The 19,843-nt window shown below is 62.6% G+C and carries 26 protein-coding genes and 2 pseudogenes; 13 read left to right on the plus strand and 15 right to left on the minus strand.

Annotated elements, in window-relative coordinates; all coding sequences use genetic code 11:
* Positions 1–72: 72 nt before the first annotated feature.
* The 3 genes from E4K09_RS06630 to E4K09_RS06640 are packed head-to-tail and all read right to left on the minus strand — an operon-like array spanning position 73 to position 2,999.
* A complete protein-coding gene (locus E4K09_RS06630; protein WP_134495963.1) occupies positions 73–1,161 on the minus strand; it encodes a sensor histidine kinase in 1,089 nt (362 codons plus the stop codon).
* A gap of 1 nt (position 1,162) precedes the next feature.
* Complete coding sequence (locus tag E4K09_RS06635) at positions 1,163–2,659, minus strand: ATPase domain-containing protein (RefSeq protein ID WP_134495964.1); 1,497 nt, start codon at positions 2,657–2,659, stop codon at positions 1,163–1,165.
* The gene (locus tag E4K09_RS06640) at positions 2,649–2,999 is read right to left on the minus strand and encodes a HigA family addiction module antitoxin (protein ID WP_134495965.1); all 351 of its coding nucleotides are present in this window, start codon (positions 2,997–2,999) and stop codon (positions 2,649–2,651) included. The genes E4K09_RS06635 and E4K09_RS06640 overlap by 11 nt, the downstream gene beginning before the upstream one ends.
* Before the next feature lie 455 nt (positions 3,000–3,454).
* On the opposite strand from E4K09_RS06640, the gene E4K09_RS06645 reads away from it, so the two are divergent.
* Positions 3,455–3,682, plus strand: coding sequence for a hypothetical protein (locus E4K09_RS06645; protein ID WP_134495966.1), 228 nt, complete (start codon positions 3,455–3,457; stop codon positions 3,680–3,682).
* A gap of 31 nt (positions 3,683–3,713) precedes the next feature.
* Here the strand turns inward: E4K09_RS06645 and E4K09_RS06650 are convergent, their stop codons facing one another.
* Both E4K09_RS06650 and E4K09_RS30130 read right to left on the minus strand, forming a co-directional pair.
* The gene (locus tag E4K09_RS06650) at positions 3,714–4,253 is read right to left on the minus strand and encodes a sulfite exporter TauE/SafE family protein (protein ID WP_244610399.1); all 540 of its coding nucleotides are present in this window, start codon (positions 4,251–4,253) and stop codon (positions 3,714–3,716) included.
* Positions 4,148–4,417 carry a hypothetical protein gene (locus tag E4K09_RS30130; protein WP_244610407.1) on the minus strand — a complete coding sequence of 90 codons (270 nt, stop codon included), beginning with the start codon at positions 4,415–4,417 and terminating at the stop codon, positions 4,148–4,150. The genes E4K09_RS06650 and E4K09_RS30130 overlap by 106 nt, the downstream gene beginning before the upstream one ends.
* 251 nt (positions 4,418–4,668) lie before the next feature.
* Here E4K09_RS30130 and E4K09_RS06655 point away from each other — a divergent pair, with 251 nt between their 5' ends.
* Both E4K09_RS06655 and E4K09_RS30135 read left to right on the plus strand, forming a co-directional pair.
* Positions 4,669–5,400: a Crp/Fnr family transcriptional regulator gene (locus tag E4K09_RS06655; RefSeq protein ID WP_134495968.1), complete on the plus strand. Its 732-nt coding sequence runs from the start codon at positions 4,669–4,671 to the stop codon at positions 5,398–5,400.
* A gap of 92 nt (positions 5,401–5,492) precedes the next feature.
* A pseudogene (locus tag E4K09_RS30135) lies at positions 5,493–5,621 on the plus strand (type II toxin-antitoxin system ParD family antitoxin); the annotation flags it as partial.
* A gap of 242 nt (positions 5,622–5,863) precedes the next feature.
* On the opposite strand, the gene E4K09_RS30140 reads toward E4K09_RS30135, so the two are convergent.
* Entirely contained in the window at positions 5,864–6,121 is a 258-nt protein-coding gene (locus E4K09_RS30140; protein ID WP_244610400.1) for a DUF2934 domain-containing protein, read from the minus strand.
* 1,168 nt (positions 6,122–7,289) lie between these two features.
* Between E4K09_RS30140 and E4K09_RS06670 the strand changes: the two genes are divergently transcribed.
* Positions 7,290–8,267 carry an SDR family NAD(P)-dependent oxidoreductase gene (locus E4K09_RS06670; protein ID WP_204985701.1) on the plus strand — a complete coding sequence of 326 codons (978 nt, stop codon included), beginning with the start codon at positions 7,290–7,292 and terminating at the stop codon, positions 8,265–8,267.
* Position 8,268: 1 nt separating this feature from the next.
* Here E4K09_RS06670 and E4K09_RS06675 read toward each other — a convergent pair whose 3' ends face one another.
* Positions 8,269–8,658, minus strand: coding sequence for a response regulator (locus tag E4K09_RS06675; protein ID WP_134495970.1), 390 nt, complete (start codon positions 8,656–8,658; stop codon positions 8,269–8,271).
* 220 nt (positions 8,659–8,878) lie between these two features.
* Here E4K09_RS06675 and E4K09_RS06680 point away from each other — a divergent pair, with 220 nt between their 5' ends.
* Positions 8,879–9,208: a hypothetical protein gene (locus E4K09_RS06680; protein ID WP_134495971.1), complete on the plus strand. Its 330-nt coding sequence runs from the start codon at positions 8,879–8,881 to the stop codon at positions 9,206–9,208.
* On the opposite strand, the gene E4K09_RS06685 is transcribed toward E4K09_RS06680, so the two are convergent.
* The 4 genes from E4K09_RS06685 to ftsH all read right to left on the minus strand — a co-directional run bounded on the left by E4K09_RS06685 (position 9,174) and on the right by ftsH (position 12,774).
* Positions 9,174–9,725 carry a sigma-70 family RNA polymerase sigma factor gene (locus E4K09_RS06685; protein ID WP_134495972.1) on the minus strand — a complete coding sequence of 184 codons (552 nt, stop codon included), beginning with the start codon at positions 9,723–9,725 and terminating at the stop codon, positions 9,174–9,176. The two genes, E4K09_RS06680 and E4K09_RS06685, sit on opposite strands and share 35 nt — an antisense overlap.
* Positions 9,715–9,954, minus strand: a complete 240-nt coding sequence (locus tag E4K09_RS06690) for a NepR family anti-sigma factor (RefSeq protein ID WP_134495973.1) — start codon at positions 9,952–9,954, stop codon at positions 9,715–9,717. The genes E4K09_RS06685 and E4K09_RS06690 overlap by 11 nt, the downstream gene beginning before the upstream one ends.
* A 190-nt stretch (positions 9,955–10,144) precedes the next feature.
* The gene (locus E4K09_RS06695; protein ID WP_134495974.1) at positions 10,145–10,399 is read right to left on the minus strand and encodes a DUF2934 domain-containing protein; all 255 of its coding nucleotides are present in this window, start codon (positions 10,397–10,399) and stop codon (positions 10,145–10,147) included.
* 470 nt (positions 10,400–10,869) lie between these two features.
* A complete protein-coding gene (gene ftsH, locus E4K09_RS06700; protein ID WP_134495975.1) occupies positions 10,870–12,774 on the minus strand; it encodes an ATP-dependent zinc metalloprotease FtsH in 1,905 nt (634 codons plus the stop codon).
* A 418-nt stretch (positions 12,775–13,192) separates the two neighbouring features.
* Here ftsH and E4K09_RS06705 point away from each other — a divergent pair, with 418 nt between their 5' ends.
* The 8 genes from E4K09_RS06705 (at position 13,193) to E4K09_RS06740 (ending at position 17,664) form a co-directional block, all read left to right on the plus strand.
* Positions 13,193–13,687 (plus strand): Hsp20 family protein, encoded by a 495-nt coding sequence (locus E4K09_RS06705; RefSeq protein WP_134495976.1) that lies wholly within the window; start codon positions 13,193–13,195, stop codon positions 13,685–13,687.
* Between the two features lie 95 nt (positions 13,688–13,782).
* Positions 13,783–14,307, plus strand: a complete 525-nt coding sequence (locus E4K09_RS06710; RefSeq protein ID WP_134495977.1) for an Hsp20/alpha crystallin family protein — start codon at positions 13,783–13,785, stop codon at positions 14,305–14,307.
* A gap of 74 nt (positions 14,308–14,381) precedes the next feature.
* Complete coding sequence (locus tag E4K09_RS06715; protein WP_134495978.1) at positions 14,382–14,774, plus strand: hypothetical protein; 393 nt, start codon at positions 14,382–14,384, stop codon at positions 14,772–14,774.
* Positions 14,775–14,866: 92 nt separating this feature from the next.
* Complete coding sequence (locus tag E4K09_RS06720) at positions 14,867–15,157, plus strand: hypothetical protein (RefSeq protein WP_134495979.1); 291 nt, start codon at positions 14,867–14,869, stop codon at positions 15,155–15,157.
* Positions 15,158–15,172: 15 nt separating this feature from the next.
* Positions 15,173–15,505, plus strand: a complete 333-nt coding sequence (locus E4K09_RS06725; RefSeq protein WP_134495980.1) for a hypothetical protein — start codon at positions 15,173–15,175, stop codon at positions 15,503–15,505.
* A gap of 12 nt (positions 15,506–15,517) precedes the next feature.
* Entirely contained in the window at positions 15,518–16,264 is a 747-nt protein-coding gene (locus E4K09_RS06730) for an NADH dehydrogenase ubiquinone Fe-S protein 4 (protein ID WP_134495981.1), read from the plus strand.
* Positions 16,265–16,609: 345 nt separating this feature from the next.
* Positions 16,610–17,332 (plus strand): Crp/Fnr family transcriptional regulator, encoded by a 723-nt coding sequence (locus E4K09_RS06735; RefSeq protein ID WP_134495982.1) that lies wholly within the window; start codon positions 16,610–16,612, stop codon positions 17,330–17,332.
* A gap of 68 nt (positions 17,333–17,400) precedes the next feature.
* Complete coding sequence (locus E4K09_RS06740) at positions 17,401–17,664, plus strand: DUF6894 family protein (RefSeq protein ID WP_193557258.1); 264 nt, start codon at positions 17,401–17,403, stop codon at positions 17,662–17,664.
* Positions 17,665–17,708: 44 nt separating this feature from the next.
* Here E4K09_RS06740 and E4K09_RS06745 read toward each other — a convergent pair whose 3' ends face one another.
* From E4K09_RS06745 to E4K09_RS06755, 4 genes and pseudogenes are all read right to left on the minus strand, one after another.
* Positions 17,709–17,954: a molybdopterin-binding domain-containing protein gene (locus tag E4K09_RS06745; protein ID WP_134495983.1), complete on the minus strand. Its 246-nt coding sequence runs from the start codon at positions 17,952–17,954 to the stop codon at positions 17,709–17,711.
* Entirely contained in the window at positions 17,951–18,412 is a 462-nt protein-coding gene (locus E4K09_RS30825; RefSeq protein WP_342211340.1) for a Crp/Fnr family transcriptional regulator, read from the minus strand. Before E4K09_RS30825 ends, E4K09_RS06745 begins: the two co-directional genes overlap by 4 nt.
* A gap of 2 nt (positions 18,413–18,414) precedes the next feature.
* A complete protein-coding gene (locus E4K09_RS30830; RefSeq protein ID WP_342211341.1) occupies positions 18,415–18,696 on the minus strand; it encodes a cyclic nucleotide-binding domain-containing protein in 282 nt (93 codons plus the stop codon).
* Between the two features lie 203 nt (positions 18,697–18,899).
* Positions 18,900–19,394: pseudogene (locus E4K09_RS06755) on the minus strand (response regulator); the annotation flags it as partial.
* Between the last annotated feature and the right edge of the window lie 449 nt (positions 19,395–19,843).

Here is a 19,843-nt window from a genome sequence, read left to right on the forward strand (position 1 = left end):
TTCTTTAGAGCGACTTTCGAAGACGGGCATCGAACGGAACCGTTGCACAGGTTCCAGCCCGCAGTCGCAGATCTACGCCACAGGGGCTTCGACAGTGCACACGACGCCGGTGGGAGGAAAGGCAATCGCCACCTGACCATCCAGATCCTGCGCCAGGGTGCGTTCGATCAGACGTGACCCGAAGCCCCGCCGGCTCGGAGCCACCACCGCCGGCCCCCCGGCCTCGATCCAGCGCAAGCTCAGGCGCGGTGGCGCGGTTCCGTTTTGCAGATCCCACGACACCTCAATGGTGCCGGTCTTGTTGGACAAGGCCCCATACTTCACAGCATTGGTCGCCAGCTCATGCAGCGCCATCGCCAGCGCCAGCGACATGCGCGGCGTGATCCGCACATGCGGCCCTTTGATGTGGAAACGGCTCTCCCCTGAGTTCTCATAAGGTCTAAGGGCATTTGCGACCACTTCGACCAGGTCTGCGCCTTCCCAGCTCTCGCGGGTGAGCACGTCGTGGGCCCGGGACAGAGCCAGCAGACGCTTCTCCAACGCCTCACGGGCGTCCGCTTTCGTTTCCGCGGTACGCAAGGTCTGGGCTGAGATGGATTGTACGGTTGCGAGCGTGTTCTTCACCCGATGGTTCAACTCATTGATGAGTACCCTCTGATGCTCGGCCGCGCGCCTTTCCTTGTCGAGCGCCGCTCTCAGCCGCTCCTCGCCATCGTGCAACTCCTCCAGCCGGGCCCGTGCCTCGTATTGCCGACGCCGTCCCCGCAAGGCGGAGCGGGCGACGCTCACCAGCGTGCCGGCATGAAAAGGGCGTTCCAGAAAGATCACGTTGCCGAGAACGTCGGAGAGACGCGCCAGGGCCGGATTGCGCTCAACCCCACCGCCGCGACGGGTGAGGAGCACGAAGGCGAAGTCAGACCAGGGGGGTTGGTCCGACAGCCAACGGGAAAGCTCCTTCAAATCGGTGGTGCGGAAAGCTTCGTCGGTGATGAGCGCAAAGCCCGCACCCCGCGCGATCTCACGTACCAGCGCGGGCAGGTCGGGGCAGATCTCGGCCGCGAGCCCCGCAGCTTGCAGGATGTCCGCCGCAACAGCCGCATCCCGTCCATGCGGCGCCAGGATGAGCGCCCGCTCCGAATGGAGGTGAAGTGTTTCGCTCATGTCAGCGGTCTTCGAGCAGCCGGGCGCGGTCCCCATTGGCCAAGACCGGAGTGCCGCGCAGAACACCCTGGAAGCCCTCCAGGGGTCCGCCGATGGCAATGCCTCTGCGGTCGATCCGGATCTCCCGGATGGTGTTCTCGTGCGTGCCGAACCGCTTCTTGATGATCGAGATCGCCCGACGAACCTGGCCGAAGGCCTCGAAATAGCGCAGCAGGATCACCGTGTCGGCCAGGTAGGTGATGTCGACGGAGGACTTCATGTCGCCGACAAGGCCATGCTGGGCGAAGGTCAGGAAGGTCGAGGCACCCTGCCGGTTCAGGTACTGCAACAGCTCATGGATATGCAGGATGAGAAAGTTCTCGTCCGGCATGGCGGATTGGTAGCCGTTGAGGCCGTCGATCACGACCGTCTTGACGCTGTTGCGATCAACCCTTGCCCTTACCCTGTGGGCAAATTCTCCCGGCGATAGCTCGGCGGCGTCAACCTGCTCGATGAACAGGTGCCCGCTGGCACGCAACGCGTCGAGGTCGATGCCCATCAGTTTGGTCCGGTCGATCAGGAGACCGAGTTCCTCGTCGAAAATGAACAAGGCGGCCTTCTCTCCACGTAATGCGGCAGCGACCGCGAACTGCACGGTCAGCAGGGATTTGCCCGACCCGGCCGGCCCCATGACCAGCGTGCTGGAGCCCTGCTCGATGCCGCCGCCGAGGAGTTCGTCGAGTTCACCGATGCCGCTGGTGAGCACGTTGCGGGCAAAGCCGGTCTTGTGCTCGCCGGAAACCAGCCGCGGAAAGACCTGGACGCCACCCTCAGTGATGATGAAGTCGTGGAAGCCGCCCCGGAACGACTGGCCGCGGTACTTGATCACCCGCAGGCGGCGGCGCTCGGCTCCATAGGTTGGGGTGAGCTCCTCCAGGCGGATCACCCCATGGGCGAGGCTGTGAACAGTCTTGTCGTTTATGTCGGTGGTCAGGTCATCCAGCATCAGCACCGTCGCACCCCGCTGCGCGAAGTAGTGCTTCATGGCCAGGATCTGACGGCGGTAGCGCAGGGAGCTCTGCGCCAGGAGCCGGATCTCGGACAGGCTGTCGATCACGATCCGGACCGGCTGGGTCCGGTCGATGGCTTCGAACACGGCCTTGGTGGTCTCGCCGAGCTCAAGATCGGACGAGTAGAGCAGGCTCTGCTGGTGCTCGTCATCGAGCAGGTTCTCCGGCGGCACGAGCTCGAACACCTGAACGCCGTCGCTGATGGTCCAGCCATGCGAGGCCGCACCCTCGCGCAACTCCCGCTCCGTCTCCGACATGGTGATGTAGAGCCCGATTTCTCCGGCCCTGGCGCCTTCAAGCAGGAACTGAAGCGCAATGGTGGTCTTGCCGGTACCGGGGCTGCCCTCCAGCAGGTAGACATGTCCAGGGGACAAACCTCCAACGAGGATGTCGTCTAGCCCCGCAACCCCGGTCCGTGCTTTCGGGGAGGCCTGCGGTTTAGCGGTCATGACGAAGTCCAATCTCTTTCTGAAGAGCGGCCGGAAGAGTGTGGGTCGGGATCAACCCGAGCACGCCAGCGAGCGCCTGTTCGGCGTGCCAGAGGTCGTACTGTTGCTGGCGGCCAAGCCAGAAGTGCGGTGTCGTGCCCGAGAGCCGCGCCAGACGGGTGGCCATCTCGGGACTGACCGCAGCCGTGCCAGCGAGAACCCGGTGCAGCGTTTGACGTGCGATGCGAAGCTCGCGAGCGGCTTGGCTGACGGAGAGGCCAAGGCCAGGCAGAACCCGGTCACGCAGGATCCACCCCGGATGAGGCGGAGCGACGGGGAGAGACTCTCGGGAGCGAACCATGATCTTGGCCTAGCCTATTCAACTGTAGCGTTATGGGCGACAGGCCTCCAAAAACAAGAGCTGCCACAGATCTCAGCAGAGTCAATCTGGCCGCTTACCCCGCAGACCGTTCAAAAAGGCCTCGTGCCCCCTCATCATTCCAGGGGCGGGAAGGTCGGCAGCGGGTCATCCTCTGCCGATCCCCTGACCTCCAGGAACGTCCGGTGTTCCTCGCGAGAGCAGACTTTGGGTCTACTTCCGAGAGGTGCCATTTTGAGGCGTTCCGGTCTCACAGCATGTCGTAGTCCGAATCCTCGGCTGCTTGCCTTAGAATTTCGCAGAAGCCCGTCTGCGGAATGGCCAAGCCCGATCTATGTGAAAGACCCTGAGCTCCACCAAGCATATTGTGGAGATCTATCCCCTGGGTGTCGGCCATTTGGCAATTGACCTTTCGCCCCAATCGGAAGGCGAAGTTTATGCCTCTCGACATCTCGTTTATGCCTATGAGCGTGCTCATCGACGGCTATGATACTGACGGCAGGCTCGTCCTCGCAGACAACCAGCTTGCCGCCGTGTTCGTGCGCCTCGACGGGACGCACCATGACGCCCAGCACAAGGGGTGGTGGCACCTGGAAGCCGGGTTCGGCAAGTGCAACAGCCAGAGAGCGCTCCTGTTCAGGACGCCTGAGGAGGCCGCAGCCTGAGTGGGACAAACCCTGATGGGCAGGACCCCAGTCAACACCTAAAGGACGACGGGGCTGGTGACCTCAGCCCTCGATCTCGCCACCGAAGAGATACTGCTGGCGAATGGGGAGCGGCGAGCGCTCCACCAATGATCAGGCCGAGAACGACGGTTCCATAGCGGCTCAGATCGAGACTGAAGAGGAACGTGACCGATACCGCCATGGTCACGAAGAACTCGCAGACACTGACCGAGCCGATGCTGTGGCGGGCGCTTTCGCCACGGGCGATCAGGGTCGAGTTAACCATCGGTCCCCAGCCACCGCCGCCGATCGCATCCAGGAAGCCGCCACCGAGTCCAATCGGGAGGATGCCGATGAAGCGTATCCCGGCTGACTTCCCGGTGAAGATCCGCCGCGTGATCAACAGGGTCATGCCAGCCAGGTAGACTACCACAAACACCTTGACGGCATTCTCCGGCAGTCCCGTCAGGATGAAGGCTCCGACGATCCCACCCGCCACGCCAGCCGGAGCCAGCCGCATGACCAGCCCCCAATCCACGTTGCGGTTCCACGCATGGGACGCACCGGCCAGCCCGGAGGTGACACACTCGGCGGCATGGACGCTGGTGCTGGGGAGGCACCGGAGGCCAGGAGAGCCGAGGTCGCAATCAGGCCGTAGGCCATCCCGAGCGCCCCATCGATCAACTGGGCCACGAAGCCGAGCACGAGATAGAAGCCGAAATCGTAGGACAGCATCACGTGCTCCGCGCAAGGTCGACATCGCGGCACAACGTACAGCCTGGACCTTGGTTGCAGCGCAATGGAGAACAAGAGTGTTTAGGGACACACCTGTCATAGGAGGGGCTAACCGCCTCTCCAGTGGCTGGGCTTCGAGCGGCGAGAGATGGGCGTGTCCAAGAACGCTTCGCCGTCTACCCACTACGAGAGGATGATGGGACAAAGGCGCCCTCCGGACGTTCTCTCCGGCGGAACCCGGAGAACCTGCCATGGCGTTTTCGGCGTTGACGGCAGACCATCGCAGAAACTGGCTCCTCGCAGCTCTGGAGCCTGAGGATCTTGCCTACCTCGAGCCGAACCTAGAGGTCGTGATCCTGCCGAAAGGGACGATCCTCTATGAGCCTGGTGATCGCATCCGCTACACCTACTTCCCGCACGACTCCATTGTCGGCCTGATCAACATCCTGGAAGAGGGCCAGTTCGTCGAGGTGGCGTCCTTCGGGCGCGAGGGGCTGTTCGGCCTGATCAGCGCCATTGTCTCGCGCGAGGCCTTCGGGCGCTACAAGGTGCAGGTGCCGGGCACCGCCTCCCGGATCGCCATCGACCGGATGCAGGAGGTGATGCGCGCGTGCCCTAAGATCCAGCGGCTGGTGCTCAGCTACAGCGAAGCGCTCTTGGCCCAGACCTTCCAGACGGTGTCCTGCAATGCCATTCACACAGTCGAGGCGCGCTGCTGCAACTGGATCTTGAGCACGCGGGACCGAATTGATGAGGACCTCCTGCCCCTGACCCATGCGGATCTAGCCGAATTGCTCGGGGTGCAGCGTTCCACGGTTAGTACCATCCTGCGGACGTTCCAGACGCAGGGGCTGATCACGCAGCAGCGCGGCGGCATTGTCATTGCAGATCGCCCTGGCCTCCAGGACCTCGCCTGCGAATGCTACGGTAAGATCCGCCAGACCTTCGCACGCTTGCTGCCCGTGCCGTCATCCTGGACCTGACTGGGTTCCGTGGCATTAATGCCGGAAACCTAGCCTACAAGTCGGCACGTGTGACACAGCTTGACACTCTTCCTTCTCCTAGCTGGCAGGTTATGCCAGTCCGCAGAACCGTGAATGTTTCCATTACCCCGGAGCTGGAACAGTTCGTTGCAGCCCGTGTGGCCTCAGGACGGTATCAGAGCGCAGGTGAGGTCGTCCACGCGGCTCTGAGGCTGCTGGCGCCGGAAGAGATGATCAAGAAAGCTCCCGCCGAGCGCCCGGTCATGCACGACAAAAATCCTGAGTCGTTGGACCGGAGCGCCCCGCTTCAGCGCCTCGAAGAAACGCTCCAGCGTCTTGAAAGGATGAAGCAGGAAAACCAAAGCCTGCGAGCTCAGCTGAAGGCGCAGCGCACCCAAAGCGACGCCACTGGTGGAATTTCCGTAAGCGTTTGTGGAACGCTGGAGACCATCAAAGGCTGCGGTCAACCCTTCGACGACCGGGGTGAACGCTTGCCTTTCGCAGGGCTGCCGCTGGCGGCCTCAAGGGCTTCCACAGCCTCAACAGGAGGTGCCTCCTCAACCGTCGCTTCAGAGCGATCCGCTGAGGTCTCTCTCGGCTGCCCCTCGGCCTTGAGCTCGCGCTCGCCCTCAAACCAGTGATCGTCCGGACTGCCAGAGTGCCCCTGACGCTCCCAGATCTCATACGCCCTCGTCCGGATCTTCTCTTCTTTGTCGTCCATGACTCGCCTCCTGTCGGCAGTTGTCTCTAGTCGTATCCACTCTGAGGTATCCGCTGGCCAGCGGAACCACGCACTGACTGAAGGGCACAGCCGTCTAGCCCTTTCAGGCAAGGTGCTGGGCGATCCGTCCCGAACGTCTGTCTTGCCTGGGCAAAAAAATAGCGCCTCCTCTTCCTGAGGGGCGCTAAGGTCCGATCCGTAGGGGCAAAAAGGTATCGGTGCAGCCTTCGTACGCAATCCGGCCCCTCTTGTCTGTCGGATACCCTACCAACAAACCGTGACAACTCGTACCTGTCTGCGTCGTCGGCATGAAGGGCTCTCACGGCCCCGGCTCAGCCTGTGAAAGCGGACCATCGCACGAACCGGCTTCTGGCCGCACTGGTGCAAAATCCGACGCGACGATCCGGTCCGAAACTGCCGCCACGTTTCACTTGGGTGGAGGCCATGCTCCTGCGGAGAGCACATTCTCATGATTGCAGATTGGTTCCTTTTGGCCACTGGCATCAATCCGCCTCCAGGATCGGTGAAGTCTTGGATCGAGAGAACTCCCTCGTCGGTTGCCCCCCGGCGGGGGAGTTTTTACGTCGGCCGCAGGTCCGAGCACGGATCCGGCCACTATCTCCTGTCACGTTTAACTTAGGTGATGAGGCATTGGGCGCAGAGACATAGGCTTCCGAGTGTTCCTCCAGTGCATCCTCCCTCTGGCTCTGGACCCTGCTCCCTCCTGGCTTCCAGCCGGCGAGGGAGCTTTTTTTGCACAGAGGTGAGAGGGTGGCGCCAACGGCATGCCGAGGCATCCCAGCACCGAGCCAACCACCAGATGATCCGAAGTGGGTGCCAGGTGGAAGGTCTGTTCAGGGTCAAAATTTCACGTTCCAGCCTATTAGCGAATATCGGCCCTTGAATGTCAAAGCGGACTAAGCGCTTACGTCTTAGGAGTGCCATAAGCAGCCCGTTGTCTGTCTGCCACCCGCACTTGCCGCTGCCGTGCCGGTGAAGCTTGCCGTGGGACTCAGGTATCCTTTAGCGTTGTTGGCTCTGGGTGTCTGGCCGCGCGGTGAGTCGTGCCACAACACGTCCGGCTGCCACAAGCCATGCATCGCTGCACGATGAGGGTCGAGCGGCCATGTTCCGACGAGAGACGTTTCTGGCAGTCCTGGCGATGGTAATGCTGGCTGCATCTGTAGGAGGATGCGCGGCCCCGACACAGCTCATGCACCCCGAACGGCAGTGGTTGGTGGGCCGCACCTACGTAGTCACCGGCGCCTCCAGCGGATTTGGACGCGGCGTTGCCCTCAAGCTGGCCAGCCATGGCTCCAACGTCGTCCTTGCTGCCCGCCGGACGGAGGTTCTCAAGGAGGTTGCGGCCGAGGTTCGTGCCGCAGGCGGCACGCCGCTGGTTGTGACCACAGACGTCAGCCAATCGGCGGATATGGATCGGCTCGCCAGGGCTGCGGTCGACCGGTTCGGTCACATCGATGTGTGGATCAACAATGCAGGCGTTGGAGCAATCGGCCGGTTCGAGGACGTGCCGCTTCGGGATTACGACCGGGTGATCGACGTCAACCTCAAGGGGGTGGTCTATGGCAGCCACACGGCGATGCGCCTGTTCCGCCAGCAGGGCTTCGGCACGATCGTCAACATCTCCTCAGTGGAGGGCGAGGTGCCGCTGGCCTATCAGGCGATCTACTCGGCGTCGAAGCATGCCGTGAATGGTCTTGGTGCGGCTCTGAACCAGGAGATCAGGCTCAATCGCCTGGATAATATCAAGGTTGTGACAGTCATGCCCTGGGCTGCCGATACGCCGTTCTTTGAGCATGCGGCGAACTATAGCGGCGGCACGCCTCGCATGGTTCTGATGGACGATGCCCAAAAGGTGGTGGACACCATCGTCTGGGCCTCGATCCACCCGACCAAGGAGGTTGCAGTCGGGTGGAAGGCTCAGACGGCCGTCACGGCCCACCGGCTCCTGCCCGATCTGACCGAGCACGTCGCCGGGGATATCTACCACAGGGTCCAGATTGAGACGGCGCCCCCGGCTCCTCCGACATCAGGGACGTTGCACCAGCCAATGCGCTCCGGCACGACGGTGGAAGGTGGCGTCAGGGAACGGATGAGACGAGAGGACCAGGGAAGAAGCCGATAAGTCACGAACCACAACGATCCGCAGCATCCTGGTGGCACGCTGCCGCTACTGCTTCAGCAAAGTCCTGCTGGCTGAAGGGCTTCTGGAGCGTTGGGCAGTCGCTGAACCTGTCGAGCAGTCCATCTGTGCCGTAGCCAGTTGCAAAGATCACTGGAATGCCGCGCTCGCGGATCACTTCGGCAATGGGATAGCTGAGGGTACCATTCAGGTTGAGGTCGAGAACCGCGACCTCGAACTCTGCCTGATGAGCAAGCTCAAGAGCATCATCAAACTTGGCGACCGGACCTACGATCTCGGCGCCACAGTCCAGAACCATGTCCTCAAGCAACATGCTGATCATCGCTTCATCCTCCACAACGAGAATGTGGCGCTTACGCTCGCTGGTCGGCATGGACGGGCTTCCGAGGCTATAGATCACTGTGCTTCCTGATTTCTGATACTTAAGGCGAGGCACAGTGGAGTTAACAGATTGTTAACTTTTATTCGGGCGGCTGACTTCAGGCATTAACCCATGTAACCGAGCCTCGGCCTTTGCTGGCGGCTGTTCACAGCGAAACCGGCCGAATAACAACGATCAGACCCCTCTATCCCGGCGTCTCATGGGGAGCGAAATGGACGACAGCTTCTCCCGGACTGGCTTGATCTATGGCATGGCCTTGGTGCTGGCGATCGGCAAGGCCTGCACCCTGCTGATCTGGCGTACGCTTCCGAAGCCCAGACCGCCCGTGCGGCAGGAACTGGCTGAAGCGTGGCGTCGTCGCAGAACCCGCATGCAGGTTGACGCGAAGGCTGCGTCAGCACCCCAAGATCCGCATCCTGTTGCCAATGACGGAATGGCCGATACCAGTCAGACCGAGAACATGTTCAGGCCAAGCACCTCTGCTCCCGGCCAAGCTCTTCACGGGACTACGAAGCTGAGTGCACGAATAGCGCCGCCTTGACCAGACGGTCAGGGCCAAGGTCCTCCTCAGCATCGAGGGACAGGAGTTCCGCCAGGCGGGTGCGGGCCCGGTTGATGCGGCTCTTGATCGTGCCCAGGTTAGTGCCGCAGATCTGGGCCGCCTCCTCGTAGGACACGCCCTCGGCACCCACCAGCAGCAGCGCCTCGCGCTGCTCCACGCTGAGCTTGGCAAGAGCCACCTGCATGTCGGTGAAGTCCAGCCGTGCGCCCTGCTCCGGCATGATCGCCAGCTTGCCGGCAAGCGCCCCTTCCGGGTCGTCCACCTCCCGGCGACTGCGGCGCATATCGGTGTAGAACTGGTTGCGCAGGATCGTGAAGAGCCAAGCCTGCATGCTCGTGCCGGGCTGGAACTTGTCGAGGTTCTCGAGCCCACGCAGAAGCGCCGCCTGCACGAGGTCATCGGCGTAGATCACGTTGCCGGTGAGCGAGATGGCGAAGGCGCGCAGGTGCGGAATGGCATCCAGCATCGCCTGGCGGACAGGATCCTCACTCGCCATCGTGGCTCTTCTTTTTCCCATCCAGTTGCTGAAGGAGCTGGACGAAGCGTTCAGGCACCGGCTCGTTCATCAACTGGGCGTAGTAGGCCTGGAGTTGCTCACCCAGGAAGGTCGCCACATCAGGCGGCAGGGTCGGCTCCGGACCGGGATCACCGGTGACGGTCAGGAGGTCCTCAAGCGTGTCTGGCTCTTCCAGCGCAGTGCTGTTGGTGAGGTTGTTTGTGGTCACGCTCGTTTTCTCCAGACGCAGCCAGGCTGCCCTCCGGCCTTGTGGCGTGTGGAGGACGTCCTGGCTTTACGTCACCGGAGGCGTGCTGCCATTAACCTGTGATAGTCGTATGTGGAGGCGCAGGACAGGCTGAGGCATGTCCTACCACCTCAGGAGGATACGGTCAGGCTTTCCTAAGGTGTCCGAACGGCTATTCCGCAAACCGCTCGTCAGGGATTTCGCCAGAGGCAGCAGAGCTAGCTTCAGCCGCAGCGGCCGGGGGAGCATTCTGCACCGTCGCATCCGAGCGTTCCTGCCCCTGATCATCAAGCTCCCGCTGCGCCCTGAACCAGTGGTCCTCGGGATTGCCGGTGCGGCCTTCCCTCTCCCAGATCTCGTAGGCGCGTTGGCGGATCTTCTCATCCTGGCTTGTGGCGATGGCTGCGGCAGACAGCGTGTCAGACATGATCGTCTCCCTTTGCTTCGACTAGGAGATCAATAATCAAGCCGGGAAGAGGTTCATGCAAACGTCAGGGACGAGCATGGCCCACCGGTGCTCTCGGTAGCAGCTTCGATGACTGTGCGCCTGGAGGACCTGGCGACGCACCGGCAATCCAGAGTCAGCTCAGGGTCATGCAGTAACGATCCCCTGCCCTCCGGGAATGTCCGCTGTTCCTTGCTAAAGCAGACACTCGGTCTACTTCCGAGAAGTGCCATGAACGGACCTACGCACATCAATTGCTGAGGGCCGCTGGTGCTCCCTGAGAGAAGACGTGGCGGCAGCACGACGAAGCGGCCACATAAGTCATAAAAAAGTGGCATGATGTCAGGCATGATCTCGCAGGCCTCCCAGCGGTCCGAATTGATGGAGGTGTGCGAGCCCGCCGCGGGTGCGCCCGAAGGCTGCTGGTGCCATCCTACCGCTCTCCGCCACGGTCATGTGTGGTCGGATTCCGAAGCGATGCGTCCACCCCGCACCCGCTGGTCCCGGTCGATCTCGACGACTGAAGCTGGGCGCCGGGACAGCGATGCGCCTGCAAGCTGCTGAAGTTCGGCCTCGTCGAGGGTTTCCTTCTCCAGCAGGCGCCGGGCTGTCCGCTCCAGGACATCCCGCCTCTCCCGCAGGAGCGCAACGGTCCGCTCGAACACCCGGTCCACAATGGCCCGCACCTCGTCGTCAATCGCGGACGCCGTCTCGTCCGAGTACGAGCGCTCCTGAGCGCCGTTGGCGAGCGGGTTCGGGCTCAGGAACGAACGGCTGTCCTTTTCCAGCGCCACGTTCCCGAGCTTTTCCGACATGCCGTAGCGGGTCACCATCGAGCGGGCGATGTCAGTCACGCGCACCAGATCATCCGACGCGCCGGTAGAGAGATGATTGAAGACGATCAGCTCGGCGGCGCGCCCGCCCAGCAGCACCGCCATCTTGTTCTCAAGCTCCTCGCGGGTCATCAGGAAACGGTCCTCGGTCGGCCGCTGGATCGTGTAGCCCAGCGCCCCCACCCCTCGCGGGATGATCGACACCTTGTGCACCGGATCGACGCCGGGGAGCGCCAGGGCGACGAGAGCATGGCCCATCTCATGGTACGCCACCACCTCGCGCTCCTTCGGGTTCAGGAGCCGGTTGCGTTTTTCCAATCCCGCGACGATGCGCTCGATGGCGTTGTTGAAGTCCGCCATCGTGACCGCGTCCGCTCCGCGCCGGGTGGCGAGCAGAGCCGCTTCGTTGACGAGGTTGGCCAGATCCGCACCCGTGAAGCCCGGGGTAAGGGCCGCCACGTTCTCGGCATCCACATCGGGCGCCAGCTTCGCCTTGCGCATGTGCACCTGCAGGATCTGGACGCGGCCCTTCTTGTCGGGCCGGTCCACCAGCACCTGGCGGTCGAAGCGCCCGGCGCGCAGCAGGGCCGGATCCAGGATCTCGGGCCGGTTGGTGGCGGCAAGCAGCACCAGGCCAGTGCGGGAGTCGAAGCCGTCGAGTTCCACCAGGAGCTGGTTCAGCGTCTGCTCCTTCTCGTCGTGGCCTCCGGCCAAGCCGCCCATGCCGCGGGCACGACCAAGGGCATCAAGCTCGTCTATGAAGATGATCGCAGGGGCTTTCTCGCGGGCCTGCTGGAAGAGGTCGCGCACGCGCGCCGCGCCGACGCCGACGAACATCTCGACAAACTCCGAGCCCGAGATGGAGAAGAACGGCACCTTTGCTTCACCGGCCACTGCCTTGGCGAGCAGGGTCTTGCCGGTGCCGGGTGGGCCGACGAGCAGCACGCCTTTGGGCATGCGCCCGCCCAGCCGGCCGTACTGTTCCGGGTTCCTGAGGAACTCGACGACCTCCCGCAGCTCGTCCTTGGCTTCATCAACACCCGCGACATCCTCGAAGCGCACGCCTGTATCCGCCTCGACATAGATCTTGGCCTTGCTCTTGCCGATCTGCATCAGGCCGCCGCCCAGCCCGCCCTTCCCAACCATCCGGCGCATCAGGAAGGCCCAGACGCCAAAGAAGATGAGGACAGGAAGGACCCAGGACAGGATGTCCCGCAGGAACGTGCTTTCGATCTGACCCGTGTAGGTGACACCATACGGCTGGAGTTCCTGAGCGAAGGTCGGATCAACCCGCGTGGTCGCAAAGCGGGTCTGGCCGCTGGGCAGGGGTTCCTTCAGCCGTCCCTGGATGAAGTTCTCCGAGATCCCGATCTCGGCCACCTTTCCGTTCCGGAGCAGTTCCTGGAACTGGCTATAGGGAATGGGCGCGATCTGCTGGGCTGCACTGAAGAAATACTGGATCAGCAATATGCCAAGGAACGCCGCGACCCAGTACCAAGTGTTGAACTGTTTGCTCTTGTCCATCGGGGTCTCTCCGCAGCAGATCGCCCACCGGGCTCAAGCCCTCAGCCGGATCAACGCGAGGCGGCAGTCCTGGTTCGATCAGAACCGCGGCGGTGGCGCCACGCGTCCCGGTCACTGCCACCTGCATCACCCCAAGGTCCAAGACGGCCGTCTGCGATGCATCATCGGCAGGGCTCACGGGACCCGTGTCTCCCCGCGCGCCAGTCGTTCCATCATGGTGGCGCCTTGTTGCGCTGCCTTGGAAACCCTCTGCCAACTGGGCTCTCGAACAGTGCAATCAGGAGCGCTCGGAAGGGTCTTGACGACGCAAAATCTCGTTCCTAACTCGAAGGGTGCCAAGGCTTAAATGAGCTTGGCACTCGGGCGCCGGCGGTGTCCGGCGCTCTCGGATCCATGTTGCTCTCAAGAGGATGTGGCTATGAGAACTTTCGACATTTCCCCCCTGTATCGCTCCACGGTTGGCTTTGACCGCCTGTTCGACATGCTCGACCAGATGGGCCGGGTGGAGCCGATGACCAATTGGCCGCCCTACAACATCGAAAAGTCAGGCGACGACCAGTACCGGATCACCATGGCGGTGGCGGGCTTTTCCCCTGACGAGATCGAGCTCACCCAGCACGAGGGCACCTTGCTCGTGACCGGCAACAAGCATTCCGAGTCTGAGGGGACGCAGATCCTGCATCGCGGCATCGCGACCCGCGCCTTCAAGCAGACCTTCAGCCTTGCCGATCATGTGAAGGTGAAGGGGGCAAGCCTGGAGAACGGCCTGCTGATGATCGAGCTCGTGCGCGAGGTGCCTGAGGAGCTCAAGCCTCGCCGCATCGAGATCTCAACCGGCAGCCAGCCCAAGGCTCTGGCGCAGGACAACGCCAAACAGATCGAGCACGAGGCCAAGACCAGCAAAGCCGCGTAACACCAGGAACGTGCGGAGGTATGGCGGTGCCGAGGGGATCCTTGGCACCGGACGCTTGCGTGCGTCCGGTTCAACCGAACAGACAGGAGGTATCCATGAACATGCGTGATCTCATTCCGTGGGGCCGCAATGAGCGGTCCTCTTCGGTCCCGGGTGCTTACCGCGGTGAAGAGGTCAGTCCGTTCCTCACGCTGCACCGTGAGATGAACCGGCTGTTCGACGACGTCTTCAGCCGCTTTGACAGCACCATGCCGTCCGTCTTCAACCAGATGTCGGCCTGGCCAAGTGTGGAAGTGGTCGAGACGGACAAGGACATCCGGATCGCGGCGGAGTTGCCGGGTATGGACGAGAAGGATGTTGAGGTCAGCGTCAGCGACGACGTCCTCACCATCCGCGGCGAGAAGAAGGCTGAGATTGACGACAGGGAGCGCGCCTTCAGCGAGCGCTACTACGGCCGCTTCGAGCGCCGCATTCCGCTACCCTTCGAGGTGGAGGACGACCGTGCAGAGGCTTCGTTCGAGAATGGCGTCCTGACCGTGACCCTGCCGAAGTCACCCAAGGCTGAAGCCAAGACGAAGCGCATTGCCATCAGCGGCAAGGCCAAGGACAGCAAGCACTGATCATCACGCAGTGCCTCCGGGCAGGCCCTCCGTGGCTGCCCGGAGCTATCTTCGCTCACCTGAGGGAGGTCAGTATGGAGATTGCAACCCAGCACACCCTTGAGCGCCCAGTGGCTCGTCTCCGAGATGAGAGCCAATCCGCTCCTTCATTTGTCGAGGCGCTGGTCGATCCCGTGACCGTCTTCGATCACCCGCGCGAGGTGGTGGAGCATCCGGGGTTCACGCACCAGGAGAAGCGCACGATCCTGCTCTCCTGGGCACGCGACGAGCTCGTAGCGGAGCAGGTTACGTCCCGGCTTGCGCCCGAGTTGGGAATTCGGTCGCGCATCGATGCCGTGGTGGAGGCGCTCGCCACCTTCGATAGCGCCGCCGCTGCCGAGTACACTTCCGCCGTGGCGCTGATCCGCTCCAGGCGCGGCAAGCGTCGTCTTGCACACCACTCGGAAGGTCGGGAGGTGCTGTCATGACCCCACAGGCTGCTGATTACCCAACCGGCTTGCGTCCTGAGCTGCTCCCGCCGAGTCCTTCGCCTTGGGAGGTCCTTACTAGGGCAAGCCAGGTGTTTGCGCATCCGCACAACGTTGTCACAGCGCCTGATCTGAGCCGGGAGGAGAAGCGGGCCATCCTGGCCTCCTGGGCGTCCGACGCCTGGGCCGTTGAGTCGGCGCCTGGGCTGCGGCACTGCCCCGGACTGGCTGGCCACATCGTGCCCGTCGATGCTGTGCTCGACGCACTTCGGTCCCTCGATCCTGAGGCGGCCGAACAGGCCTGTGAGCGGCCCGAACCGGCTCGCGGCACGCGGAAGGCGGGCGTGCGCTGGCTCACCCAGAGGCTATCGCGAATGGCCTGAGAGCGGGAGGCTGCGATGGCTGTCTTTGATCCGAATGATTGGTGGGAAGGTGGATCCTGGCTCAAGCCAGCGGATCAGGATCGCCGCCCGCCGGAGGAGATCAATCGCGAGGTGGTCTCGCGCTGGCTGGCTGCAGTCGCGCTCTGCCTGTGCTTTGCGGCGCTCGCACCTGTCGAGCACCTCCAAGGTGCCTTTGCGGTCTTGCTCGTTGGGGCGGGCGTGGCATCGGCTGGGCTGGCACTGATCCGCCGGGAAGCCTTTTACAATCCCCATCATCTCACGGCTTGGGATGAAGCGATGCTGTCGCTGGCAGCAGGGCTCGCGCTCTTTCTTTGGAATGGCTCATAGGAGAGGACTGCCATGAACGAACACATTGCCGGGATTGGGCACAACAACCCGCCGCAGCCGGTGTGCCCGCCGTGGCTTGCAGGAGCCGAGGCGCGCATTGCCCGGCGCGAGCGGGCGGTCACGACCTCCGGGCGGGCACGCACGCATCAATGGGTGCTGCGCTTTGAGCGCCGCTCACCTCCTGTGATTGAGCCGCTGATGGGCTGGACAAGTGGGGACGACACGCTCGCAACCCAAGTCGAGGTGACGTTCGATACGTTGGAAGAGGCTCTGAGCTATGCGGAGCGGCAGGGCCTGTCCTACCGCATTCAGAACGAGCCGTTGCGAGAAACCTCTCGGCAGCAGGATACACGTGGTCGTGAAATCAACGACGGCCCCTCCTTCGATGAGGACCAGGTCAGGGCCATCATCTGGCTCACTTCGTTACAGGCGGCTTACGGGCGCTGCGAGCTGTCGAGCATGCCTGATCTGGAGAAGGCGCTGGTCCATCCGGCAGCGGTGTTCGCAGATCCGGATCATGTTGTGCGCCATCCCTTGCTCTCACTCGATTGCAAGCGCGAAATCCTCTGGCGCTGGGCCTGGGACGAGTACCTCGTCGACCTCGCCGCCGCTGAGGGCATGGCTGACGGACCGCCCTCCCGCCTGGATGAAGTCAGGTCTGCCTTGGTTCGTCTCGGCCATGACTGGCGCCCTCATCCGGCGGCACCGGCAGCGTTTGTGGTTCGCTATGAAGTCCAGGAGAATGCCTTGGCGGCATGAGGAGGTGGCGAAGGCATGAACATCGGCATGATCCGGATTAACCGACCTCATTTCCTCGCCGATGATGCACTGCTGTACTTTCTAGGTCAGGCAACAAGTTCCTCTGCCCTCCGGGAACGTCCGCTGTTCCTTGCTGGAGCAGACCCTCGGCCTACTTCCGAGAAGTGCCAATTTGAGACCTTCCGAGCCCGGATCCCATTGCATGCTATATCCATCAATGGCTTGCGACGCGAATTCCGGGTAAGGCCGTGTGGAACGGAGTTAGGGCATAGCTCAGCCCTGCTCGTCATCCCGTGCCATCTAGGCTAGGCTATTGCCAGCTCCGACGCTTCCTCAGGAAAACTCATGCCAGCCGCTGCTCTGATCCGGAAGTTTGAACAGTTTGACCGCATCTCAGACAGGGAGCGACAGCTCCTGGAGGAGATCATTGTCCGCCAAAGGGCCGTGAGCCGGGGCGAGGACATGCTCCGGGAGGGGGACCGCCCAACCGAAAGTACGGTCCTCATCACGGGCTTTGCTGTCCGTTACAGCCTCCTGCGGAACGGCAAGCGCCAGATCACGGCCCTTCACGTGCCCGGCGACTTCGTCGACCTCCATAGCTTCCTGGTGAAGAAGATGGACCACGCCGTCATGGCGATCACACCCTGCACGGTCGGCATGGTCCCCCACGAAACTCTCCATGGTATCTCCGAGAGCCACCCTCATCTGGCTCGTCTGCTGGCGGTGAACATTGCCGTGGATGGAGCCATCCACCGCCAGTGGATCGTGGCCATGGGCCGCCGCTCGGCCCTGGAACATACCGCTCACCTGCTGTGTGAGCTGTTCCTTCGCCTTCAGGTCGTCGGTCTCACCGAAGGCTACAGCTTCAAGCTCCCTCTGACCCAGGCAGAGCTGGGCGACTCTCTTGGGCTCTCAACCGTCCACGTGAACCGTGTGCTCCAGGACCTCCGGAAGGAGAACCTGATCACATGGCGTGGGGAAACGGTCGTCATCACGGATTGGCCGCGCCTGCAAGAGGTCGCCGAGTTTGACCCGACCTTCCTGAGCCTGGAAGTCCAGCCGCGATAACGCGCAGGATGGAATGGCATACAAACCATTCCGCCCTAGGTGGTAGTCACCAGCTTGAGGAGGTCAGGGTGCCTCGTTTCTACTTCGACGTGCGGGAGGGGGCGCGCTTCGCCCCCGATGAAGAGGGCCTTGAGTTCGACGGCTTGGACAAGGCTGAATATGAGGCCGCCTGTATGGCGGCTGAGGTCGGACGGGACCGGCTGCCGACGGGTGACAGCCGCGCGATCACGGTCGAGGTGCGCAACGAGCATCGCCAGCGGGTGCTGACCATCACGGTGTCGATGCAGGTCGACCGCGTGGAGCCTCCGCCCCCCGCGCACGTGAGCAGATAGTCCGCGACTTGCGCGTAAGGCCGTTCATGGAGTTGCAGGCCGTCTCAGTGCCGTCTGCCAAGGCGCTGGGCGATGGCTTCTTGGGCGGCATCCAGATCGCGGTATGTGGGCTGACCCAGCCCTTCCAGCACGCCGAACTTGGCTTCCAGGAACCAATGCCCGGATAGACCGTCATACCGGTCCGAGAGATGCGTCAACACCGCCACCAGCCGCTGCTCCTCGTCGAAGACCAGCATACCTTCCTCGTCGAATCCGGTCGCCACGCGGGTGGGATGAAAGGTCAGGGTCATGCGGCGGCCCGATCGCTCTCCAGGTGCAGGTAGGTCGGGTCGAACTCGCCCACTTCCTTCAACTTCTCCCAATCGGGAATGTTCAGCCGCTCGCCGCTCAGCTCGATCAGGCCCTCGGCCCGCATCTGCTGCAGCACCCGGTTGACGTGAACCGTGGTGAAGCCGAGCGCGTCGGCGAACTCGCGTTGAGTGATGGGCAGGTCACAGGCATGGTCCTCGACCAGGTCCACGGCCCTTAGGCGCACCATCAACTCACCGAGCACATGGGCCATGCGGCTCACGCCTTCGCGGTGACCGACATTCATCACCCACTCCCGGAAGATCGAAGCGTCGATCAAGGTCTCGCGCCAGAAGGCGGCGGTGATGCGCGGATAGCGGATACAGAGATCCCACAAGGCCTCATGGGTAATGAACCCCACCCGGCATTGGCTGATAGTGCCGACGCTGTTGTCGAGCACCTTCAGGTGCAGGCTCTGGAGGTCGGGAATGTCACCGGGCAGTTGAAGGAGACGATCTGGCGCTTGCCGGCTGCGGTGACCTTGTAGGTGCAGGCAAAGCCGCTGAGAAGCAGGCAGGACCGGGAGGGCCGGTCGCCTTCGCGCACGATGTCCTGGTCGGCCTTGAGGACGGCTATCTGCATCGGCAGACTTTGAAGAGCCTGCCGCTCGTCGTCCGTGAGCGTAAACACGCTCTCCAGCTTGCGGATCATCGGGTTGTAGTCGGAATGAAACGGTGAGTGCATGACGGCGCTCCCTCAGTTGCAGGCGGGAGCACGTCGTATCTCTCAGGTATCAGCGCCCAAGATCAGTGGCTGATAATGAGACCACCTTGGCATACAAACGAACGCCCATCACAGATCCTTCTGAGCAAGAAGCCATAGACTCGATCTGCGCTGAATATCATGCCACGTTTCACTTAGATGATAGGTAGTGCTCCTAAAGCGGGCTATCCAGAGAATGGATCTGATGAGGATCCGCTCCTGAGAACTGAAGTCAATCTCTTCTTCCTTCTGAGACTGTTGCTGATCATCTCCAAGGCTCCCTGCCCCTCTTCGGCCAGAACGTGGCTGTAGCCGGAGGTCAGCACCACGGGCAGGTTCGGGTACAGCCGCCGGATTTCACGTCCGAGCTCGACGCCACTCATACCCGGCATCACCACATCCGAGAACACCACGTCGAAGCGGGCGTGGTCCTCCTCCAGCAGCTTGAGGGCCTCCGTGGCGTTGGCCGCCCAGGTGGTCTCGTAGCCGACGTCCTGGAGAAGCTGGGTCGAGAACCGACCAACCTCGATGTTGTCCTCGACCACCAGCACGCGACGGCCGCGACCGTCCTCGTGCTGTCCGCCTCCTCGGGCATCGTTCTCAGCCGCTTCTGAGGCAACATCTCGCTCGACCTTGGGCAGGTAGAGGGTGAAGGTGGTGCCCCTCCCGGGTTCGCTCTCCGATGCTTGTGCACGAGGATCTCGGCATAGGCATCATTGTAGAGCAGCGTGCGGTCCGGCCCCCAGGCGATGAACATCGGCTGGTTCGATCCCAGCATGACCCCGACCAGGGTCTTGAGCCCATGCGACCAGCCGTCCGGCGGACCGAGCGGCGTCGTCGCCCAGTCGTGGGCGCGGATGAGTGCGCCCATCTCGCCGCCGCCCATGAGGAAGTCCAGTCTGCTGTTCGGTCCAAGGCTGCCGTGCATCGTGTTCGGTCTCGTTGGTGGGACTCATGACAACGGGTCATGGCCTGCCCCTCGAAGGGTCAGGCACGGCGTTTGGGATGACTTCGTAGGAAGGAACTGTGAGATAGGGACCCTGCGGGCTGCCGTAAAGACTGCAAGCCGATCAATGGACCCAGGCAATCGATCACCCTGCGCAAGCGCCTGAGCTGCCTGAGGAGCGGT

Source organism: Microvirga pakistanensis, assembly GCF_004458765.1.
Taxonomy (GTDB): Bacteria; Pseudomonadota; Alphaproteobacteria; order Rhizobiales; family Beijerinckiaceae; genus Microvirga; species Microvirga pakistanensis.